General features: G+C 69.1%; 17 protein-coding genes. 12 read left to right on the top strand and 5 right to left on the bottom strand.

Going from position 1 to position 20177, the window contains the following annotated elements; translation table 11 throughout:
- Positions 1 to 119 precede the first annotated feature (119 nt).
- From IHE47_RS03435 to lpxK, 4 genes are read left to right on the top strand one after another with little or no spacing between them, the layout of a single operon-like run.
- Entirely contained in the window at positions 120 to 782 is a 663-nt protein-coding gene (locus IHE47_RS03435) for a MotA/TolQ/ExbB proton channel family protein (RefSeq protein ID WP_343227427.1), read from the top strand.
- 4 nt (positions 783 to 786) lie between these two features.
- The gene (locus IHE47_RS03430; protein WP_192104270.1) at positions 787 to 1218 is read left to right on the top strand and encodes a biopolymer transporter ExbD; all 432 of its coding nucleotides are present in this window, start codon (positions 787 to 789) and stop codon (positions 1216 to 1218) included.
- Complete coding sequence (gene msbA / locus IHE47_RS03425; RefSeq protein WP_192104268.1) at positions 1215 to 2993, top strand: lipid A export permease/ATP-binding protein MsbA; 1779 nt, start codon at positions 1215 to 1217, stop codon at positions 2991 to 2993. Before IHE47_RS03430 ends, msbA begins: the two co-directional genes overlap by 4 nt.
- A gap of 8 nt (positions 2994 to 3001) precedes the next feature.
- Complete coding sequence (lpxK, locus tag IHE47_RS03420; RefSeq protein ID WP_192104265.1) at positions 3002 to 3979, top strand: tetraacyldisaccharide 4'-kinase; 978 nt, start codon at positions 3002 to 3004, stop codon at positions 3977 to 3979.
- 70 nt (positions 3980 to 4049) lie between these two features.
- On the opposite strand, the gene hutI is transcribed toward lpxK, so the two are convergent.
- From hutI to IHE47_RS03405, 3 genes are read right to left on the bottom strand one after another with little or no spacing between them, the layout of a single operon-like run.
- On the bottom strand, positions 4050 to 5267 hold the full coding sequence (gene hutI / locus IHE47_RS03415) for an imidazolonepropionase (RefSeq protein ID WP_192104263.1): 1218 nt from the start codon (positions 5265 to 5267) through the stop codon (positions 4050 to 4052).
- The gene (locus IHE47_RS03410; protein WP_192104261.1) at positions 5264 to 6715 is read right to left on the bottom strand and encodes a chloride channel protein; all 1452 of its coding nucleotides are present in this window, start codon (positions 6713 to 6715) and stop codon (positions 5264 to 5266) included. The genes hutI and IHE47_RS03410 overlap by 4 nt, the downstream gene beginning before the upstream one ends.
- A gap of 36 nt (positions 6716 to 6751) precedes the next feature.
- Entirely contained in the window at positions 6752 to 8317 is a 1566-nt protein-coding gene (locus IHE47_RS03405; RefSeq protein WP_192104259.1) for a carbon-nitrogen hydrolase family protein, read from the bottom strand.
- 119 nt (positions 8318 to 8436) lie between these two features.
- Here IHE47_RS03405 and hutG point away from each other — a divergent pair, with 119 nt between their 5' ends.
- Positions 8437 to 9387 (top strand): formimidoylglutamase, encoded by a 951-nt coding sequence (gene hutG / locus IHE47_RS03400; protein ID WP_192104257.1) that lies wholly within the window; start codon positions 8437 to 8439, stop codon positions 9385 to 9387.
- A gap of 115 nt (positions 9388 to 9502) precedes the next feature.
- Positions 9503 to 9670, top strand: a complete 168-nt coding sequence (locus IHE47_RS03395) for a hypothetical protein (protein WP_192104255.1) — start codon at positions 9503 to 9505, stop codon at positions 9668 to 9670.
- 147 nt (positions 9671 to 9817) lie between these two features.
- On the opposite strand, the gene IHE47_RS03390 is transcribed toward IHE47_RS03395, so the two are convergent.
- Positions 9818 to 10315 (bottom strand): Spy/CpxP family protein refolding chaperone, encoded by a 498-nt coding sequence (locus IHE47_RS03390; RefSeq protein WP_192104253.1) that lies wholly within the window; start codon positions 10313 to 10315, stop codon positions 9818 to 9820.
- A 135-nt stretch (positions 10316 to 10450) separates the two neighbouring features.
- On the opposite strand from IHE47_RS03390, the gene IHE47_RS03385 reads away from it, so the two are divergent.
- The 4 genes from IHE47_RS03385 to IHE47_RS03370 are packed head-to-tail and all read left to right on the top strand — an operon-like array spanning position 10451 to position 14419.
- Entirely contained in the window at positions 10451 to 11143 is a 693-nt protein-coding gene (locus IHE47_RS03385) for a response regulator transcription factor (RefSeq protein WP_192104251.1), read from the top strand.
- On the top strand, positions 11140 to 12510 hold the full coding sequence (locus IHE47_RS03380; RefSeq protein ID WP_192104249.1) for a HAMP domain-containing sensor histidine kinase: 1371 nt from the start codon (positions 11140 to 11142) through the stop codon (positions 12508 to 12510). The genes IHE47_RS03385 and IHE47_RS03380 overlap by 4 nt, the downstream gene beginning before the upstream one ends.
- Before the next feature lie 38 nt (positions 12511 to 12548).
- Positions 12549 to 13406 (top strand): hypothetical protein, encoded by an 858-nt coding sequence (locus tag IHE47_RS03375; protein WP_192104247.1) that lies wholly within the window; start codon positions 12549 to 12551, stop codon positions 13404 to 13406.
- Complete coding sequence (locus IHE47_RS03370) at positions 13403 to 14419, top strand: multidrug resistance efflux transporter family protein (protein WP_225561595.1); 1017 nt, start codon at positions 13403 to 13405, stop codon at positions 14417 to 14419. The genes IHE47_RS03375 and IHE47_RS03370 overlap by 4 nt, the downstream gene beginning before the upstream one ends.
- A gap of 115 nt (positions 14420 to 14534) precedes the next feature.
- On the opposite strand, the gene IHE47_RS03365 is transcribed toward IHE47_RS03370, so the two are convergent.
- On the bottom strand, positions 14535 to 15725 hold the full coding sequence (locus tag IHE47_RS03365) for an alginate export family protein (protein WP_192104245.1): 1191 nt from the start codon (positions 15723 to 15725) through the stop codon (positions 14535 to 14537).
- 203 nt (positions 15726 to 15928) lie between these two features.
- On the opposite strand from IHE47_RS03365, the gene IHE47_RS03360 reads away from it, so the two are divergent.
- The gene (locus tag IHE47_RS03360) at positions 15929 to 19039 is read left to right on the top strand and encodes a glycoside hydrolase domain-containing protein (protein WP_192104243.1); all 3111 of its coding nucleotides are present in this window, start codon (positions 15929 to 15931) and stop codon (positions 19037 to 19039) included.
- A 137-nt stretch (positions 19040 to 19176) separates the two neighbouring features.
- Complete coding sequence (locus tag IHE47_RS03355) at positions 19177 to 20163, top strand: PD40 domain-containing protein (protein WP_192104241.1); 987 nt, start codon at positions 19177 to 19179, stop codon at positions 20161 to 20163.
- Positions 20164 to 20177 lie beyond the last annotated feature (14 nt).

Below are 20177 nucleotides of genomic sequence, written 5' to 3'. Positions count from 1 at the left end.
CCGGCAAGACCCTTCCGGCCCACGACCGGTGGCTGGCTTGACTGTCACCTCCACCACGGAACCATTCCGGCCGGCTGCTATGATGCGGCCTCTCGTTGTGGATGCCCGGTGGAACGATCGTGCTCGATATCCTGATGGCTGGCGGTTGGGCGATGCTGCCCATCCTGGTGTGCTCGCTGGTGGCGCTGGCGATCGTGCTGGAGCGTTGCTGGACGCTGCGGCGCAGCGCCGTGCTGCCGCCGGGGCTGGGCGAGGAAGTGCGCCAGTGGGCGCACGCAGGCCAGCTCGATCCCGGCCACCTGCAGGCCCTGGCCAGCAGCTCGCCGCTGGGCGAACTGCTGGCGTCGGCGCTGGCGGTGCGCGGCCAGTCGCGTGACATCATCAAGGAGCGCATCGAGGACACCGGCCGCCACGTGGTGCATTCGATGGAGCGCTACCTCAGCACGCTGGGCACCATCGCGCTGATCGGCCCGCTGCTGGGCCTGTTCGGCACGGTGATCGGCCTGATCCGCATGTTCATGCAGGTGATGGCCGGTGGCATCGGCGATCCGGCGAAGATGGCCGGCGGCATCGGCGAGGCGTTGATCTGCACGGCCTCGGGCCTCACCGTGGCGATTCCCGCCTACGTGCTGCACCGCTGGCTGCGCTCGCGTATCCTGGGCTATTGCGTGCAGATGGAAAAGCAGGCCACCGCGCTGCTGGACGAATTGACCCTGCCCGCGCCGGCCACCGCGCCGCGCGTGCGCCGCACAGCCACGCCCGCCGCGCCGACCGCAGGCTGATTCCATGCGCATCGGCAACGACCACCGCCGGGACGAGTTCGAGATCAACGTGGTGCCGTTGATCGACGTGCTGCTCACCCTGCTGATGTTCTTCGTGCTCACCAGCACCTTCGTCCAGCACGCGCGGATGCAGGTCACCCTGCCCAATGCCAGCGCGCAGGATCGCGACATGAACGCGCCCGCGCTCACCATCACGGTCGACCGCGAAGGCCGCTACTGGGTGGGCAGCGACGCGGTGCCGGGCGAGGGCATCGAAATCCTCAAGCAGGTGATCGAGCAGAACGCGAACGGCGACCACGACCGTCCGGTGGCGATACGCGCCGACGCGCTGTCCTCGCACCAGAGCGTGGTGACCGCGATGGACGCGCTGGGCCAGCTCGGCTTCACGCACCTGTCCATCGCCACCACGCCGACGCAGCCGGACAAGGCGCAATGAGCAGCGGCAAGACCGCGATCTGGGACGCGCATACCTGGGCCATCTACAAGCGCCTGCTGGGCTACACCAGGCGCTACTGGGCGGTGGGCATCGTCGCGGTGGTGGGCATGGCGGTGGATGGCGGTGGCCTGGCCGTGTTCACCAACCTGCTGCGCCCGATGTTCGACGACCTGTTCAAGAACAAGGATCCGCACCTGATCTTCTGGATGCCGATCTGGATCATGGCGATCTTCTCCGTGCGCGGCATCGGCACGTTCGTCAGCAGCTACGGCATTTCCTATATCGGCCGCAACATCGTGCAGTCGATGCAGCACGACGTTTTCGCGTCGTACCTGCGCCTGCCGGCGTCGTACTTCGGATTCGAGCCGTCCGGGCAGCAGATCTCGCGCATCACCTACACCAGCGAGCAGGTGGCGGCCGCGTCCACCGACGCGATCAAGGTGGCGGTGACCGAGGGCGTCACGGTCGTGAGCATGCTGTACGTGATGCTGCACAACAGCGCCTACCTCACCCTGGCGCTGCTGGCGATGGTTCCTGCGGTGGCGGCCATCGCCGCCGTGGTGAGCCGGCGCTATCGTGCGATCAGCCGGCGCATCCAGAATTCGATGGGCTCGGTCACCGGCACGGTGGAGGAGTCGGTGGGGGCGCACCGCGAAGTGCGCATCTATGGTGGCCAGTCGCATGAGGCGGACCGGTTCGACGAGGTGACGCACCGCGCGCGCCGGCTCAACCTCAAGATCGCCGCCACCAACGCCAGTTCGAGTACGGCCATACAGACGGTATCGGCCTTCGCGCTGGCCCTGCTGGTGTACCTGGGGACCCGGCCCGGCGTGATCGACAGCATCTCCTCGGGCGTTTTCATCGCCGTGTTGACGGCGATGGGTGCCATGATTCCCTCGCTAAAGCGGCTCGCCAACGTGCAGGCGAACATCCAGCGCGGCATGTCCGCGGCGGAGGACCTGTTCGAGGTCATGGACCGGCCGCCGGAAGCCGACCATGGCACGCGCGAACTCGTGCGCACCCGTGGCGACCTGCGCTTCGAAGACGTGAAGCTCACCTACGCGCGCAACGATTTTCCCGCGTTGCGCGGCGTGGACCTGCACTGTGCGCCGGGTACGGTCACCGCGCTGGTGGGCCGCTCGGGCAGCGGCAAGAGCAGCCTGGTGAGCCTGTTGCCGCGCTTCAACGAACCCAGCGGCGGCCGCATCGTGCTGGACGGCAAGAATTACGAGGACTACACCCTGGCCTCGCTGCGCCGGCAGATCGCCTGGGTGGGGCAGAGCGTGGTGCTGTTCGACGACACCGTGGCCAACAACATCGCCTACGGCGAACTGGCCGGCGCCAGCGAGGCCGAGATCGTGGCTGCAGCCGAAGCCGCCAACGCGATGGAGTTCATCGCGCGCCTGCCCAAGGGCATCCACAGCCAGATCGGCGAACGCGGCAACAGCCTGTCCGGCGGCCAGCGCCAGCGCATCGCGATCGCCCGCGCCATCCTCAAGAACGCGCCGATCCTGGTGCTGGACGAGGCCACCAGCGCGCTGGATACCGAGTCCGAGCGGCTGATCCAGCAGGCGCTGCAGCAGCTGATGCGCGATCGCACCACGCTGGTGATCGCGCACCGCCTCTCCACCATCGAGGGCGCCGACCAGATCGCGGTGATGGAGCAGGGCCGCATCGTGGAGCGCGGCAGCCATGCCGAGTTGTTGGCGATGGGCGGCCATTACGCCGCGCTGCACCGCATGCAGTTCCACGACGCGAACCTGGGCAGCGACTGAGCCCGCGCATGGCGCTCGCGGACGAACTCGTCGAGGCGTGGTACGGCCGGCGCAGCAGCCCGTGGTGGACGTGGCCGCTGGCCGGCCTGTACGGCGCGCTCGCGGCGATGCGTCGCCTGCTGTACCGCAGTGGCGTATTGCACGGTGTGCGCTTGCCCGTGCCGGTGATCGTGATCGGCAACCTCACCGCCGGCGGCACTGGCAAGACGCCGCTCACCATCGCACTGGCGGACGCGCTGCGCGCGCGGGGCTTCCGTCCCGGCGTGGTGAGCCGCGGCCATGGCGGCAGGCAGCGCGAACCGATGCTGCTGGGCGGATCCCCCGATCCTGCCGAGGTGGGCGACGAGCCTTGCCTGATCCAGGCCAGCGGCGTGCCCGTGGCCGTGGGGCGCGACCGCCCTGCGGCGGCGCGGCTGCTGGTGGCGGAGGGTTGCGATGTGGTGGTCGCCGATGACGGCTTGCAGCATTACCGCCTTGCCCGCGATGTCGAGATCTGCGTGATCGACGGTGCGCGCCGCTTCGGCAACGGCCATCTGCTGCCCGCCGGTCCGTTGCGCGAGCCGTTGCGCCGGCTGGCGCGCGTGGACCTGCGCGTGTGCAACGGCGGCACGCCGCTGGCCGGCGAATATCCCATGCGACTCGCGGGAGGCGAGGCGGTGGCGCTGGACAGTGCGCGGCGGCAACCGCTATCGGCGTTTGCGGGCAGCCGGGTGCATGCGGTGGCTGCCATCGGCAATCCCGGGCGCTTCTTCGCCGCCTTGCGCGATGCGGGCATGGCCGTGGTCGAGCATGCGTTCCCCGACCATCATGCCTTCGCCGCCGCCGAACTCGCCTTCGGCGACGGACTGCCGGTGCTGATGACCGACAAGGACGCGGTGAAGTGCCGTGGCTTCGTGCAGCCGCATTGGTGGCGGGTGCCGGTGCATGCCGAGCTGCCGGCGGATTTCTTCGGTGCCGTGCTGGCACGGCTGCCCGCGCATCTGTAGGGCGCCCCCTGTGCGCGATGGCCTCACGCCTTGGTCTAAGCGCCAGAGCCATCGCGCACAGGGTGCGCTCCTACAGGGGGCGGGCGCCGATCCAGGCTTGCCGCACGAGCGGGCCGCCGATCCAGTAGCACAGCTCGGCGGGCTGCTGCGCGTTCCACGCCACCAGGTCGGCGCGCTGGCCCACGGCCAGCGTACCGCGATCGTGTAGGCCCAGCGCGCGGGCCGCATGCGCGGTGACGCCGCGCAGCGCTTCCTCCGGCGTGAGCCGGAACAGCGTGCAGGCCATGTTCGCGGCCAGCCGCAGCGAGAGCAGGGGCGAGGTGCCGGGGTTGCAATCGGTGGCGATGGCGATGGGCACACCGTGTCCGCGCAGCGCGGCCACCGGCGGCAGCTGCGTTTCACGCAGCGCGTAGAACGCGCCGGGCAGCAGCACGGCCACGGTGCCGGCCTTCGCCATCGCCGCGATGCCGGCTTCGCCGAGATGTTCCAGGTGGTCGGCGGAAAGGCCGTCAAAGGCCGCCACCAGGGCCGCGCCGCCCTGGTCGGAGAGCTGTTCCGCGTGCAGCTTCACCGGCAGGCCGAGCCGTGTCGCGCGCTCGAACAGCCGGCGCGTCTCGGCGGGCGTGAAGGCGATCTTCTCGCAGAATGCGTCCACCGCGTCGACCAGGCCTTCGGCGGCCAGCGCGGGCAGCATCGTGTCGCACACCAGCGCCACGTAATCGTCGCGGCGTTCCCTGTACTCGGGCGGCAGCGCATGCAGGCCGAGGAAACTGGTGCGCACGGTGATGCCCAGCGATTCGCCGATGCGCCGCGCCACGCGCAGCATGCGGCGTTCGGTTTCGAGGTCCAGCCCGTAGCCGGACTTGATCTCCAGCGTGGTCACGCCGTCGGCGAGCAGGGCGCGGGCGCGCGGCAGCGACTGCGCGAACAGTTCGTCCTCGCTGGCCGCGCGGGTGGCGCGCACGCTGGAGACGATGCCACCGCCGGCGCGGGCGACGTCCTCGTAACTCGCGCCGTTGAGGCGCATGTCGAATTCGTTGGCACGGTGGCCGCCGAACACCAGGTGCGTATGGCAATCGACCAGGCCCGGCGTGAGCAGGGCGCCACCGAGGTCTTCGATGCGCATGGCCTCCGCGCCGGGCGGCAGGTCGCACATGGCACCGACCCATGCGATGCGCCCATCGGCACAGGCCACCGCGCCATCCTCGATCGAACCGAACGGCGCGTCACCGGCAACGCCCGCGAGGTTGGCGTGGGTGAGCAGCAGGTCCCAGCGTGGCGCCATCATGGGTCTCCCGTCGTCTCGTCGGTGGCCGCCACGGGCTCGCCGTAGGCGCTGGTGGCGCCGGCATGGCCGGTTGCGGATTGCTGCGCCTCGCCATCGGCCTGCGCGTGCAGCATCTGTTGGTGTTCGAAGTCGCGCACCATGCGCTCGGCGAAGTCCTTGTACACCGGCGTGGGACTGAAGACCGACGCCGCCGCACGGGCGAGCAGGCAGGCGGCCATGATCGGTATCACCATGGCCTGGTTGTCGGTCAGCTCCATCGCGATCACCGCCGAGGTGAGCGGCGCGCCGGTGACGCCGGACAGGTAGGCGCTCATGCCCAGCAGCACCACCGCCGCCTCCGGCGCGTGCGGCAGCAGGTGGGCGATGTTGTGGCCGAGGCCCGCGCCCACGGCCAGCGCCGGCGAGAAGATGCCGCCCGGGATGCCGGCCCAGTACGAGACCACGTTGGCGAGCAGCTTGACGATGCCGAAGCTTTCGCCGGGCGTCGTCGAGGCCTCCTGCACGAAGGCGCGCGCCTGGTCGTAGCCGGTGCCGTAGACGCTGTTGTGCGAGAGCACGCCGATGACGGCCAGCGCCAGTCCGCAAGCGGCGGCGAACAGCACCGGCCAGCGTGCGCGCAAGCGGCCGACCATGGCCAGCGGGCCGTGGCGGCTGAGCAGGACCAGCCGGGCGAACAGGCCGCCGAGCAAGCCGCAGACGATGCCGCACAACAGCACCGCCAGCCACGCATGGCCCAGCAGCAGGTCGGCCTGCACTTCGCCGAAGTACGAGTAATTGCCCATGATGCCCAGCGACACCACGCCGCCCACGATCACCGCGGTCAGCAGCAGGCCGCTGAAGCGGTGCTCGAAGGTGCCGGCCAGTTCCTCGATGGCGAACACCACGCCGGCCAGTGGCGTGTTGAATGCCGCCGCGATGCCCGCGGCGCCGCCGGCGAGGATGAAGCGCGAAGCGGCCTTGGGGTCGGTGAAGCCGAAGCGCCGGCCCAGCGAGTAGAACAGGCCCGCACCCACGTGCACGGTCGGGCCTTCGCGGCCGATGGAGGCGCCCACCGTCAGCGCGATCAGGGTCAGCAGCATCTTGCAGGCCGCGATCGGCAAGGCCAGCATGCGTTCGCGGAAACCCTCGTCCTCGATGTGCATGGTGGCGATCACTTGCGGGATGCCGCTGCCGCGGGTGGCGCGCAGGCGTCCCTCGGTGGCCCAGGCCAGCAGCCCGAACACCACCGGCGTGATCAGCAGCGGTATCCACACGCCATGCGCGAGGATGTGCTGGAACAGCGCATAGGCCCAGTTGCTGGCCTTGGCGAACAGGATCGCCGCCAGCGCCACCAGGATCGCGCCGCTCCACAGCGCGATGCGCCGCTTCCACTGCATCGGGGCGAAGAACTCGTGGCCCAGCAGGGCCTGCAGACGAGGGTTGGACGACTTCGGCGCGGGCTCGGACATCCGCCGATTATCGCAGACTGCGCCACGCCATCGGCATCAGCGCGGCCTCGGCAGCCAGCGCGTCTCGTACAGGTCGAAGCGGCGGTCCTTGAGGTTCTGCACGGCGCCGGCGTTGCGCGCGCTGGCCAGGCTTTCCAGGTGCAGGTCGGCGAACAGCACGGTCTCGCTGTTCGGGGTGGAGTCGGCGGCGATGCCGTCGCGCGCGAACGGGAAGTCGCTGGGGGTGAGGATGCAGCTCTGGCCGTACTGGATGTCGAAATTGTTGACGCCGGGCAGGTTGCCGACGTTGCCGGAGAGCACCACGTAGCACTGGTTTTCCACCGCCCGCGCCTGCGCGCAGTAGCGCACGCGCAGGTAACCCTCGCGCACGTCGGTGCAGAACGGCACGAACAGGATCAGCGCGCCCTGGTCCACCAGGTGGCGCGCCACCTCGGGGAACTCGCTGTCGTAGCAGATCATCACGCCGATCGGGCCGCAGTCGGTCGGCACCGTGGCGGCGCTGTCGCCGCCGGAGATGTTCCAGGTGATGCGTTCGCTGGGCGTGGGGTGCAGCTTCTCGCGCTCGTGGATCGAGCCGTCGCGCAGGCAGATGTAGCAGACGTTGTGGATGTCGCCGTTGTCCTGCTCGGTGGGATGGGTGCCGGCGACGATGTTGATGTTGTAATGCACGGCCAGCCGGCCGAACAGCTCCTTCACCTGCGGCGTGTACTGGCTGAGCCGGCGGATGACCCGGGTGGCCGGCAGCTCGGTGTTCTCGATCGACAGCAGCTGCAGCGTGATCAGCTCGGGGAACACCACGAAGTCCGCGTTGTAGTCGGCGGCGATGTCGGTGAAGTACTCGACCTGGGTGGCGAACTCCTCGAACGAGGCGATGCGCCGCTGCAGGTATTGCACCGAAGCCACGCGCACCGTGGTGGGCAACTGGCGCGGGGAGGCGGTCGAGGGAATGTCCGGCTGGTCGAGCAGCAGCGGATTGCGCCACGCCAGGTGCACCGCATAGCCCAGCGATTCGTGGTCCGCGGGCACGTAGTTGCGCAACAGGCCGATCACCTCGAAATCGTTGGACAACTGGAAGCTCAGCGTGAGGTCGCGGCGGCGGCCCGCCTGCACCGCCTGCACGTAGCCCTCGGCGCTGCCGTAGCGCTGGATGTTGCGCGCCAGTCCGGGGATGCGACCGCCGAACACGATGCCGCGCAGCTTCAGGTCCATGCACAGCCGCTTGCGCGCCTGGTACAGGCGCTGGCCGATGCGCATGCGGCGGTAGTCGGGGTGCACCACCACCTCGATGCCGTACAGCCAGTTGCCGTCCGGCTTGTGGCGCGAGGCCATGCCGCCGGCGGTGATCTGCACCCAGGTGTGCGGCGCCAGCGCGGCGGCCTCGTCGATGCGGAAGGTGGCGCAGTAGCCCACCACCTTGCCTTCATACTCCACCACGAACTGGCCCTGCGGGAAGTGCGTCTGCTGGGAGCGCAGCATTTCCGCGGAATAGCCGTTTTCCGGCGTGTAGATGCGGGCGGTGAGTTCGACCAGGGCCGGTACGTCGCCGGGCGTGGCCAGACGCAGGCGCAGCTTGGGAATGCGTTCGCCGTTTTTCCTCGCCATGCAGGCATGCTGCGGCGGCGCGGGTGAAGCGGATGCGAGCGTGGCGACTACAATGCGCGGCATCACCTACGGGAGTCATGCATGAATCACGTCGTTCGCTGCCTGTTTCGGGTGTTTCCATGAACGCCGGTGTGGGCGGCTGGAGCGGTCGCGTCGACCTGCCGGAAGGCCCCGCCACGCGCCGCTGGCACCAGTGGGTGCGCGAGCCGGTGGCCGGCGCCGCGCCCGGCGTGGCGGTGCTGGGCTTCGCCAGCGACGAGGGCGTGCGCCGCAACGGCGGTCGCGTGGGCGCGGCCGAAGGCCCCGCCGCGCTGCGCAGGATGCTTTCCAACCTGCCGCTGCTGGACGACACGCCGCTCTACGACGCAGGCGATGTCGATGCAGCCGACGGCGACCTGGAAGGCGCGCAGTTGCGCTACGCAGGAAAACTCGCCGCGCTGCTCGATACCGGCCACTTCCCGGTGGGACTTGGCGGCGGGCACGAGATCGCGTTCGCCACCTACCAGGGCCTGGCCCTGCACCTGGGCGAGCGCCGCCCGCGCGTGGCCATCGTCAACTTCGACGCGCATTTCGACCTGCGCAGGCAGGATCGCGCCAGTTCCGGCACGCCGTTCCTGCAGGCGATCGAGCACGCCGCCGCGCATGGCCTGCCGCTGGATTACTGCGTGTTCGGCATCAGCACCTCGGCGAACACGCGCGTGCTGTTCGACACCGCCGACGAGCTGGGTGTGCATTACGTGCGCGACGACGAACTGGGCCTGCTCGACCTGCCGGCGCGCATCGCGCAGTTGCAGGCCAGGCTGGCGGACGTCGACGCCGTCTACCTCACGTTCTGCCTCGACGCGTTGCCGCATGCGATGGCGCCCGGCGTCAGCGCGCCCAGCGCGCGCGGCATACCGATGGAAGTGGTCGAACCGCTGCTCGATGCCATCGCCGCCACCGGCAAGGTGAAGGTCATGGACGTGGCGGAGCTCTCGCCGCCGTTCGACCGCGACCACGTCACCGCGCGCGTCGCGGCGCGATTGATCCATCGCGTCACGCATGCCGCGGCGCGTGCCGCAAGAACCTGAGTTTTGCTGCCAGTCAGGTCGATAAGGCAGGACTGAATCCGCGCGGCCGTCGTCGTCAGCGCGGTTTGGCGCACGACGTTTTCAGCAGCACATACCCCCGAGGAGGAGTGTTGCCATGCGCCGTTTCATGTCCGTCTGTCTGCTCGCCGCCGCCCTGCTTGGCGTCGGCACCATGCTCACCGGTTGCGTGATGGTCGCGCCGCCGCGCCCCGCCCGCGTCTGGGTGCCGGGCTACTGGGGCTACGGCCACGCCTGGGTCGGTGGCTACTGGCGTTATCGCTGAGCCCGGGGATGCATGAGGCCGGGGCGTTGCGGCGCCCCGGCCTTTGCATCTGGCGTCGATCCGCTTGCCTCGCAAAAAAAGCCGCGTCGGCGACAACCGACGCGGCTTTACGTTGCGCAGAGGGAGGAGGTTCTGCGCAGACGTTCCTTACTGGCCGTTGCCGGCGGCCTTCTGCTGGGCGCGGAACTGCTGCCACTGCTGGCGGCGGGCCTGTGCCTTCGCCTTCTGCGCGGCCAGCTGCGATTGCTGCGCCGGGGTCAGCACGTTGTAGATCTGCGCGCGGACGTTGGCCATCTGCTGCACGCGGGCGGTGGTGGCGGCGCCTTCGGCCTGGGCCAGCGCGGCGGCGGCGGACTGGTAGCCCGGATCGGTGGGGGTCATCGCCTCGAAGGCCTGCTTCTGCTGGCGCAGCGCCTGGAACTGGCCCTTGTTCTGCGCGAAGCTGCTCTTCATGATCTGCTTGATGCTGGCCTTCTGGGCATCGGTCAGGTTGAGCCCGTGCAGCGCCATCATGCCGTGGTGGCCGCCATGGTGACCCCAGCCGCCGGGGCCGCCCGGGCCGGGAGCGCCCTGCGCCGCGACGGCGAAGCTGCCGATGGCCAGTGCCGAGCTGAGGGCCAGGCCGAGAATGAGGTTCTTGCGCATGGAGTGTCGCCTCTTGCGTTGGGGGAATGGAACGTGTGGCTATTGGACGACAATCCGGCGTGTATGTTCTTTGCGGGAGCGTAAAGATGGGTAAAGCCCTTGCCGCCGCCCGCCGCCGCCCCGCTAAATAGCGCCATGACCCGCATCCTGATCGCCGACGACGACCGCGAACTCTGCAACCTGCTGTCCGAGTACCTGCAGCGCGAAGGCTTCGCCGTGGACCTTGCCCATGACGGCGAGGAGGCGCTGGCGCGGCTGCACAACGCGGCGCAGCGGCCCGACCTGCTGATACTCGACGTGATGATGCCGGGCCGCGACGGCCTGGAGACGCTGCGCGAGCTGCGCATGAAGCACCGCCTGCCGGTGATCATGCTTTCCGCGCGCGGCGAGCCGGTGGATCGCGTGGTGGGGCTGGAGCTGGGCGCGGACGATTACCTTTCCAAGCCCTGCCTGCCGCGCGAACTGCTGGCCCGGGTGCGTGCGCAATTGCGGCGCCAGGCGCCGGCGGCGGCCGCCCCGGCCGAGTTGCAGCTCGGCGCGCTGAAGCTGCTGCCCGGCGAGCGCCGTGCCCTGCTTGGCGAGCAGGAGCTGTCGCTCACCGGCGCCGAGTTCCAGCTGTTGCTGGCGCTGGTGCAGCACGCGGGCGAGCTGGTGGACAAGGCCGTGCTCACCCGCCTCGCGCTGGGCCGCGAACTGGAGCGCTACGACCGCAGCATCGACGTGCACGTGAGCCGCCTGCGCCACAAGCTGGCCGAAGCTTCCGCGCAATCGCCGCGCATCGATTCCGTGCGCGGTGCCGGCTACGTGCTGGTGGCGGGCGCGCCATGAACCCGTTCAAGAGTTCGCTGTACTGGCGGCTGCTGCTGTGGTTCTGCGCGGTGAACCTGCTGGTGCTGGTGCTGGGCGGTTTCCTCACCCGGCGCTTCGTGGAATACACCACCGCGGTGGAGATCGACTGGGCCGCGTTGGCGCAATCGGCCGAACAGGCCTACGACCAGGGCGGTCCCGCCGGACTGGCGGACTGGAGCAGCCAGCAACGGCACGAGGGCGTCGAGGCCACGCTGTTCCAGGACGGGCAGCCGTTGCGACCGGTCTGGTTGCCGCCGTCGATCCTCGCCTCGCTGCCCGGCATGCTGGCGACCAACCGCAGCCTGGTGCTGCGGCCATGGCGTGGCCTGCTCATGTACGTGGCGGTGGAGCCCGTGGTCGGCGCGGACGGCCGGCAGCGGCAGCTGGTGGCGATCAGCCGCACGCGCACGCGGCTGCCGCCGCAGGCGCGCGAACGGATCCTGCTGGCCGTGCAATGCGCGCTGTCGCTGCTGTTCATCGGCCTGGTGGGCTGGTGGGTGGCGCGCAGCGTGGCCAAGCCGGTGCAGGCGCTGCGCGCGGCGGCGCAGCGCATGGCCGCGGGCGAGCTGTCCGCGCGCGTGGACCATCCCGGCGGTGCGGCGCATGACGAGCTGGCCCAGCTCGCCGGCGATTTCGACGCCATGGCCGAACGCATCGAGGCGCTGGTCACGCACGACCGCCGCGTGCTGCAGGATCTTTCGCACGAACTGCGCTCGCCGCTGGCGCGCCTGCAGCTGATCATCGACCTGGCCCAGCGCAGCGCCGATCCCGTGGCGGCGGAACGCTACTTCCGCCAGGCCGAACAGGAGATCGCCCGGCTCGACCGCATGACCGGCGACATGCTGGCGCTGTCGCGCATGGAAGGCGGCCTGCCGGGCATGGAGCGCGAGCGGCTGGACTTCGCCGAGCTCGCCCACGACGGCGTGCGACAGGCGGCGCTGGAAGCGGATGCGCGCCGCATCGACCTGCAGTGGCGGCATGCCGCCGGCGGGCCGATCGACGTGGTCGGCACCCCCGTGCTGCTGGAGCGCGCGCTGGGCAACCTGATCTCCAACGCCATCAAGTACAGCCCCGAGGGAAGCCGGGTGGAGGTTTCGGTGCAGGCCGCCGGCGGGCAGGCCGAATGCCTGGTGCGCGACCAGGGCCCCGGCGTGCCCGAGGCCGAGCTGGGCTCGTTGTTCCGGCCGTTTTTCCGCGGCAGCAACGCCGCACGCGCCGAAGGCCACGGCCTCGGCCTCGCCATCGCGCAGCGCGTGGCCAGGGCGCATGGCGGCGAAATCCTCGCGCGCAATGCCGGGGACGGCGGGCTGGAGGTGCGGCTGAGGTTGCCGGTGGCCGCCAGTTGAAGGCTGCCGTGCAGCACTGCCGGGAGGGTGGGCGAAGGATGTTTCCGCGGCCCGGGAACATCCTGTGGACCTTGGCCGCGGTTGTCGTTGTCCTGTATTTCGCCCTGCCTGCCGCGCTGCTGCGCTGGAACCTCGACCGGCTGATATTCACGGCGCAATCCAGCGACCGCACGCATGAGGACCAGCGCTTCGAGATTGCCGTTTCGGCCGGGGCCACCGTCGTGGTGCGCAGGTACGGCCACGCCGGGCAGGCATGCGCGTTCTTCTTTCCGGGGCAGCATGGCGGCATCGGCCGCTACGAGAGAACGCTGTTCCCCCTGATACGGCGCGGCGGGGCCGATGTCTACGCCATTTCGTACCCCGGCCAGGATGGGGCGAAGGGGCATGCCCATGTCGCGCTCCTGCCCGACCAGGTGGCGCTGGCGGTATCGCGGGTGGGCAGCGCGACCCGCTGCGGGATGGACCGCAGCGTCTTCGTCGGCCGGTCGCTGGGCGCGACCATGGCGCTGGTGGAAGCCACGAGGTTCAAGCCCAGGGGCGTGCTTGTCGATGGGCTGGGAGCTGACCTGGCCAGTGTCGTCCGGGCCTGGATCCGCCGGCATCCGGCGTTGATCGGCTGGCAGGTGCTTCCCGTGCGCGGGTTGCTGGGGCAGCGGGACTATTCCGCCGCAGCGCTTTTGGGGCAGATTCCATCCGTGCCCGTATCGGTGTTCCAGGGGACCGCCGATGCGGTGACGCCCTATGCGCCTGCACGGAGTGCAACGATGGGACTTCCGAACGTGACATTCACGACGGTGGCGGGCGGCACGCATCGGGATACGTACGTGCTTGCCGGGGCTGCCTATGCCGGAAGCCTGCGCTCGTTGCTGGATGCGGATACTTCGCGGAGTAGATGACCCTGTTGGATGCCACCGACCTGCCGATGCGCCGCAACGCCTTCGCCGCCGTGGGACTGGCGCTGTGCGCGGCGCTGTTCTTCACGATGACCTATGTGCTCAACCGCAGCCTGGTAACGGGCGGCGGGCATTGGGCGTGGGCGGTGATCCTGCGCTACCTGATCACCTTGCCGCTGCTGGCCTTGGCGCTGCCGTGGCGCGGCGGGCTGGGCGAGTTGCCGCGCGAGCTGCGCGCGCATCCGCGCGCGTGGCTGGTGTGGAGCAGCGTGGGCTTCGTGCTGTTCGGTGTACCGCTGACCTGGGCCGCCGGCAGCGGGCCGGCGTGGCTGGTGGCGGGCAGCTTCCAGACCACGGTGCTGGCCGGGCCGCTGCTGGCGCCGCTGATCTATCGCGATGCGCGCCGGCGGCTGGCGTGGCCCACGCTGGCGATCGGCGCGCTGATCGTGGCCGGCGTGTTCGCGCTGCAATGGGGGCATGCGCACGGCCATTTGAGTGCCGGCGACTGGCTGGCGGCGGGTGCGGTGGTGCTTTCCGCGTTCGCCTATCCGCTGGGCAACCGCATGCTGCTGCTGCATCTGGAAACCAGCGCGCAGCGGGTGAATGCCCTGCAGCGCGTGTTCGGCATGACGTTGTGCAGCTGGCCGCTGTGGTTGCTGATCGCGGCGATCGCGCTGTGCACGGTGGGCCTGCCGGGATGGCGCGAGGTGTGGCTGGCCGGCGGCGTGGCCCTGTCCTCGGGCGTGATCGCCACCGTGCTGTTCTTCGCCGCCACCGACCGCGTGCGCACGCAGCCCACCGCGCTGGCCGCGGTGGAGGCGATGCAGGCGGCGGAGTTGCTGTTCACCACGGCGCTGGGCGCCGCCGTGCTTGGCGAGGCGTGGCCGCATGGCTGGGCGCTGCTGGGCGCATTGGCCATTGTCGTGGGCATCGCACTGTTCGGCTGGGTGAGCGGACGCGATGCAGCGGGCGATGAGGCGGCCGTGCGCGCGCTGCGTGGCGACCGCAGCGCGTGAAACATGCTGCTTCCGCTCGTCATCCCGGCGCAGGCCGGGATCCAGTGGCAGCATGGCGCGGATCGGCGTCATCAGCGCTGGATTCCTGCCCCCGCCCGAATGACGAATCCAAGGCTCAACTCGGCTGCTTGCCGTAGCGGTATTCCACCATCAGCCACAGCTTGCGCTGGTTCACGGTGAAGCTGTCGGCGCGGTAGTCGCCGTATTGCAGCTCCAGATTCAGGTGTGCATCGAGGTTGGCGAGCAGGCCGACATCGGTCTCGCTGCCGTAGCGCCTGCCGTCGCTGCTCGCGGGTTGGAAGTCGTGCTGGGTGACTTGCCAGCTCAGCCCCTGCCACGGCAGTTGGCCGAGCAGGCCGCCATAGCGATCGTGCAGGCCGTGCGGCGGAATGGAGAACACGCCGACCCAGCCGTCGAAGCTGTGTCCCGAACCGTAGGCGGTATTGAAGGCGTTGCGACCGTTGCCGCCCAGCAGTTCCTCGCCCGCGCGCGCCGAAATTGCCGGCAGGCCGTAGCTGAGTTCGACCAGGTGGTAGGGCAGGCTGAAATGCGCAGGGTTGTTGGCGTAGTCCTGCTGGTGCGCGCCCTCCAGTGTCCAGCTCAACCGTGTTTGCCCGATGGGCGCGTTGCCGATCCAGCGCAGGCCTTCGGTGCGCACGGAGTCGGCCGCCTGGGTGAGGTTCTTCACGAAGTAGGCATAGGCGGTCAGGTTGCCCAGCGGCAACGCCTGGTCCACGTGCAGCAGCTTGCCGTCGAGCTTCCAGCGGCGCTGGTCGATGTCGGGGAAGTCCGCGCCCACGGTGCGGTTGACCTGGCCGATCCAGCCCCAGCCGATCGTGGTGCCGCTGCCCGGCCGCACGTAGCCGGTGATGCCGTCGAAGCTCTGCGGGTTCTGGCGCCACAGGTTGGCGCTGAAGAAGCGGCGGTCGTCGAGGTTGAGGTATTGCCTGCCGGCGCGGACGCCGAACGTGTCGTTCGCGTAGCCCACCCACGCGTTGCTCACTTCGGCCGACGGCGGATCGGGCTCGGCGGGGTAGGGCGTGCGCTTGCCGGTGGTGTCGTTGTACTGGCGGCCGAACAGCGTAAGCACCTTGGTGCCTTCCGCATAGGCGGAGAAGTCGGGCAGCGGCGTCCACAGGTAACCCAGTTGCAGGCGCAGGGTGTGGGCGTGGCCGGTGTCGGCCAGGTTGGCCTGGTGCAGCGTGCTGTCGCGGTAGCGCAGCTCGATGTACGGCACGCCGTCGTCGGCATGGGCGAGCGGGGCGAGCAGCAGGCCGGCGAGCAGCAGCAGGACAGGTCTTCGCATTCGTGGCCTCGGTTTCCTCATGGGGTGAGCCGAGTCTGTTCACGAATGGACGTCCAAAAAAATGAAGCCTCGGCATGTGGATATGACGGGCGACGCGTGCCGAAGTCATGGTTTCATGTAATTTCGTTTTGAATCGTTTTCTTGCGTATTGGAAGGCAACGGGTTACATATCTGGCTTCGATCATCAAGCTATGGGAACCGCCATGCGCCACCCACGAACCCTGCGCCATCCGGCGACACTCGGCCTGCTGGCCTGCACCTTGCTCGCCGGCGGCATCGGCGCCGCCGTGGCGCAGACGCAGACGCTCGAGGACGGCGTGCAACTGCGCTGGAACGCCGACCAGTACGGCAACCATCGCTACACCATCGCCGTGGACAAGGCCGCGGCGGCGGTGCAGGTGACGATCCCATGGCATCGGCGCGACCATCATCCCGAAAGTGTCGCCACCTTCGTGGTCGGCCCGGACGGACAGGTGGTGGGCAACGTGCTGCGCGAGCGCATCGACCAGGCCGAAGGCGTGCTGGCGTTCGAGGCGAGGCAGGCCGGCACGTATGCGGTTTACTACCTGCCCTACATCGGCAGCGGTCGTTCGAACTATCCCACGGTGACCTATCGCACGCCGGCGGATACCGCGGACGCCACATGGGTAAAGAAGAACAACCTGGACGATCCGCGCCATGCGGCGAAGCTGCCGCAGGCGCGCGTGCTCGGCTACGAGGCGGTGGACGATTTCGACGCCTACACCGACATGGAGCGCACCGCGACGCCGGACGAGTTGCAGCACCTGCTGGCGGCGAACCCGGATCAGCCCTGGCTGCTGTTCCCGGAAACCCGCGAACACCCGATCCGCATGTTCAGCCAGGTTCCCGAGCGTTGGGCCGAACATGGCGCAGGCAGCGCGTTGACCGACCACGCGCTGCGCGGCGAATACCTGAGTTTCCAAGTGGGCCTGTGGACCGCGCGCAGTGCGGCACAGGACGTGCGCGTGAGCTTCGATGACCTGCACGGGCCGGATGGCGCGACGATCCCGGCGGCGCAGCTCACCTGCTTCAACCTCGGTGGTACCGACTACGCGGGCAAGCCGTTCACCAATCGCCTCGATGTGGCGCAAGGCCGCGTGCAGCCGCTGTGGATGGGGCTGGATATTCCGAAGGATGCGAAGCCCGGCACCTACCATGGCACGCTGACGGTCAGTGCGGACGGCACCGCACCGCGGCAGGTTCCATTGGCGATCACCGTGGACGCGGGCACGGCGAAGGCGCACGGCGACGACGATCCGTTCAAGCTCACGCGCCTGCGCTGGCTCAACTCCACGCTGGCGCAGAACAACGACCTGGTGAAGCCGTTCACCGCGGTGACCGTGCAGGGCGCCAAGCTCGGCATCCTCGGCCGCACCGTGACACTCGCACCCAGCGGCCTGCCGGCGCAGATCGACAGCTACTTCGACGAGCGCATGACCGGTATTGCCAAGGCGCCGCGCGCGCTGCTGGCCGCGCCGATGCAGCTGCTGGTACAGGACGCCGGCGGCGCGCATGCCTTGCGTGCAACAGGTTCGCCCAGCGTGCAGGTCGATGGCCCCGGCAAGGTGCACTGGCAGGTGACGGGCCAGGCCGGCGCGCTGAAGGGTGAAGTGACCGCCAGCCTGGAGATGGATGGCACGCTCAGCTATGCCATCGCGCTCACCGCCACGCAGGCGGTGAAGCTCGACGACATCCGCCTGGAGATTCCGCTGAGGAACGACGTGGCGCAGTACGAACTGGGCCTGGGCCGCACCGGTTCCGCCGCGCCGGACAGCTTCGCGTGGAAATGGAACGTCGAGAACAACCAGGACGGCGCGTGGATCGGCGCGGTGAACGCGGGCCTGGAATTCCACCTGCGCGACGAGAACTATCGCCGCCCGCTCAACACCAACTTCTACCACCAGCAACCGCTGTTGATGCCGACGTCCTGGGACAACGCGGGGCAGGGCGGCATCACGTTCGCGCACGACGGCGCGCGCTACGTGGTCAAGGCGTTCAGCGGCGCGCGCACGATGGCGGCGGGGCAGACGCTGCACTACGACCTCGTGCTGCGCGTGACCCCGTTCAAGACCATCAAGCCGGCACAGCACTTCGCCGAGCGCTATTTCCACAAGTACGCCGACCTCGACCAGATCAAGGCCGAGGGTGCCAACGTGGTGAACATCCATCACGCCACGCCGATCAATCCGTGGATCAACTATCCGTTCCTCGAACCCGCCAAGATGAAGGCGTACATCGATGCGGCCCATGCACGCGGCATGGAGGTGAAGATCTACGACACCATCCGCGAGCTCACCGACCGCGCGCCCGAACTGCCGATGCTGGAAAGCCTCACCGGCTGCCGCCTCGGCGACGACGGCAACGCCGCACCCGGACCGTGCAGCGAGATCGTCAGCCCCGGCAAGGGCGGCGGCTTCTCCTGGTTGCAGGAACATCTGGACGGCAACTACATCGCCGCCTGGCACGTGCCGGAGAACCGCGACGCGGCGGTGGTCGACGCCGGCCAGAGCCGCTGGCACAACTTCTACATCGAGGGGCTGGACTGGCTGGCGCGCAACATTGGCATCGACGGCCTTTACCTCGACGACGTGGCCTACGACCGCACCACCATGCTGCGCGTGCGCAAGGTGCTGGATGCGCATCGGCCGCATGCGCTGATCGACCTGCATTCCGCCAGCCAGTACGACGCGCGCGACGGCTACATCAACAGCGCGCTGCTCTACATGGAGCTGTTCCCGTACATCAACCGCCTGTGGTTCGGCGAGGAGTTCGACTACGAGCACACCTCGCCCCAGTACTGGCTCACCGAGATCTCCGGCATTCCCTACGGCCTGATGGGCGAGATGCTGCAGAACGGCGGCAATCCGTGGCGCGGCATGGTGTTCGGCATGACCAACCGCCTGCCGTGGACCGGCGGCGACCCGCGCCGCCTGTGGCAGCTGTGGGATGCGTTCGGCATCGAGCAGGCCGACATGGTCGGCTGGTGGGTGCACGACACGCCGGTGAAGACCAGCAATCCGGACGTGCTCGCCACCAGCTACGTGCGTAAGGGCGACAAGACGCTGGTGTCCATCGCCTCGTGGGCCCCCGCCACCGCGAAGGTGAAGCTCACAATCAACTGGAAGGCGCTGGGCCTGAATCCTGCACGCGTCCGCCTGGTCGCCCCCGCGGTGGAGGGCTTCCAGCCGGCCGCCACGTTCAAGCCGGGCGATGAAATCACCGTGGAGCCCGGCAAGGGCTGGCTGCTGGAGCTGGAGGCGCCGCCGGCGCACGGCACCGACGGCCAGGAGTGACGTCCGGCACCTGCGGCAGGGCGATCGTGCAACTAGCGTGACGCCCACGCTGCGCCGCGTCCGGTCGATGGACGCGGCATCGCGTGGGTGGGATGTCCGATCGCTTGTTCTCGACTTGCCGCATAAGGAGTTACGACGTGTCCGGTTCACGCTGCTGCATGCTCTGTCTGGCCCTGGTGGTTGCCCTGGGTCTCAACACCGCCACCGCCGCTACCGCTACCGCCGCACCGCCGGCGCTGGCCGCACCGCAGGTCTTCGCGCCGGGCATCGTCTCCGGTCCTGCCAACGACGAGGCGCCGACCTTCAGCCCCGACGGCAACACGCTGCTCTTCACCCGCAGCGGCGCCGGCGGCGGCACCATCATGGAATCGCATCGCGTGGACGGACATTGGTCCGCCCCGGTCATGGCATCGTTCTCCGGCGCCTGGCCGGATCTTGCGCCGGAGTTTTCGCCGGATGGCAGGTACGTGATCTATGTGTCGATCCATCGCATCGACAGCACGCCGGCGCACAACCAGGTAGGCCTGTGGCGCGTGGACCGCGAAGGCAACGACGGCTGGAGCAAGCCCCGGCGCCTGCCGGACGCGGTCAACATCAGCGACGCCGTGTGGAAGGCCAGCATGACGCGCGATGGCAGCATCTACTTCCTGTCGATCGACCCTGGCAAGGGCAAGCGCCTGTACGTGTCGCACTATGCGCACGGCACCTACCAGCCAGCACAGCCGTTGCCGTTCAGCCACTACGGCGACAACGACGTGGATCCGGAGATCGCGCCCGACGGTTCGTACATGGTGTTCGCCAGCGATCACCGCCTGCCGGGCAACAGCAAAGACCACCTGTTCATCGTGTTCCGCCAGGGCGATGGCTGGGACACGCCGCAGGCCATCCGTTACGAGGGCGACGATGCGCCCGGCTTCAGCACCGACTACCTGCCGCACCTCGGGCCGGACCAGCGCACGCTGTATTTCACCAGCGACCGCAGCATGCCGGTGGCGCACTATCCGCACACGCCGGCGCAGGCGGCCGAATACCTGCAGCGCATCGAGCAGTGGGACAACGGCAACCTCAACGCATGGTCGGTGTCGCTGACGCCCATGCTGGAGGCGCACAGAAACGCAGGCTGATCCGCGTGCCGGCG

This window comes from Rhodanobacter sp. DHB23, assembly GCF_014842975.1.
GTDB lineage: Bacteria > Pseudomonadota > Gammaproteobacteria > Xanthomonadales > Rhodanobacteraceae > Rhodanobacter_A.
Note: the sequence above shows the minus strand (reverse complement) of the source record. Positions and strands in the feature narration are given on the sequence as shown.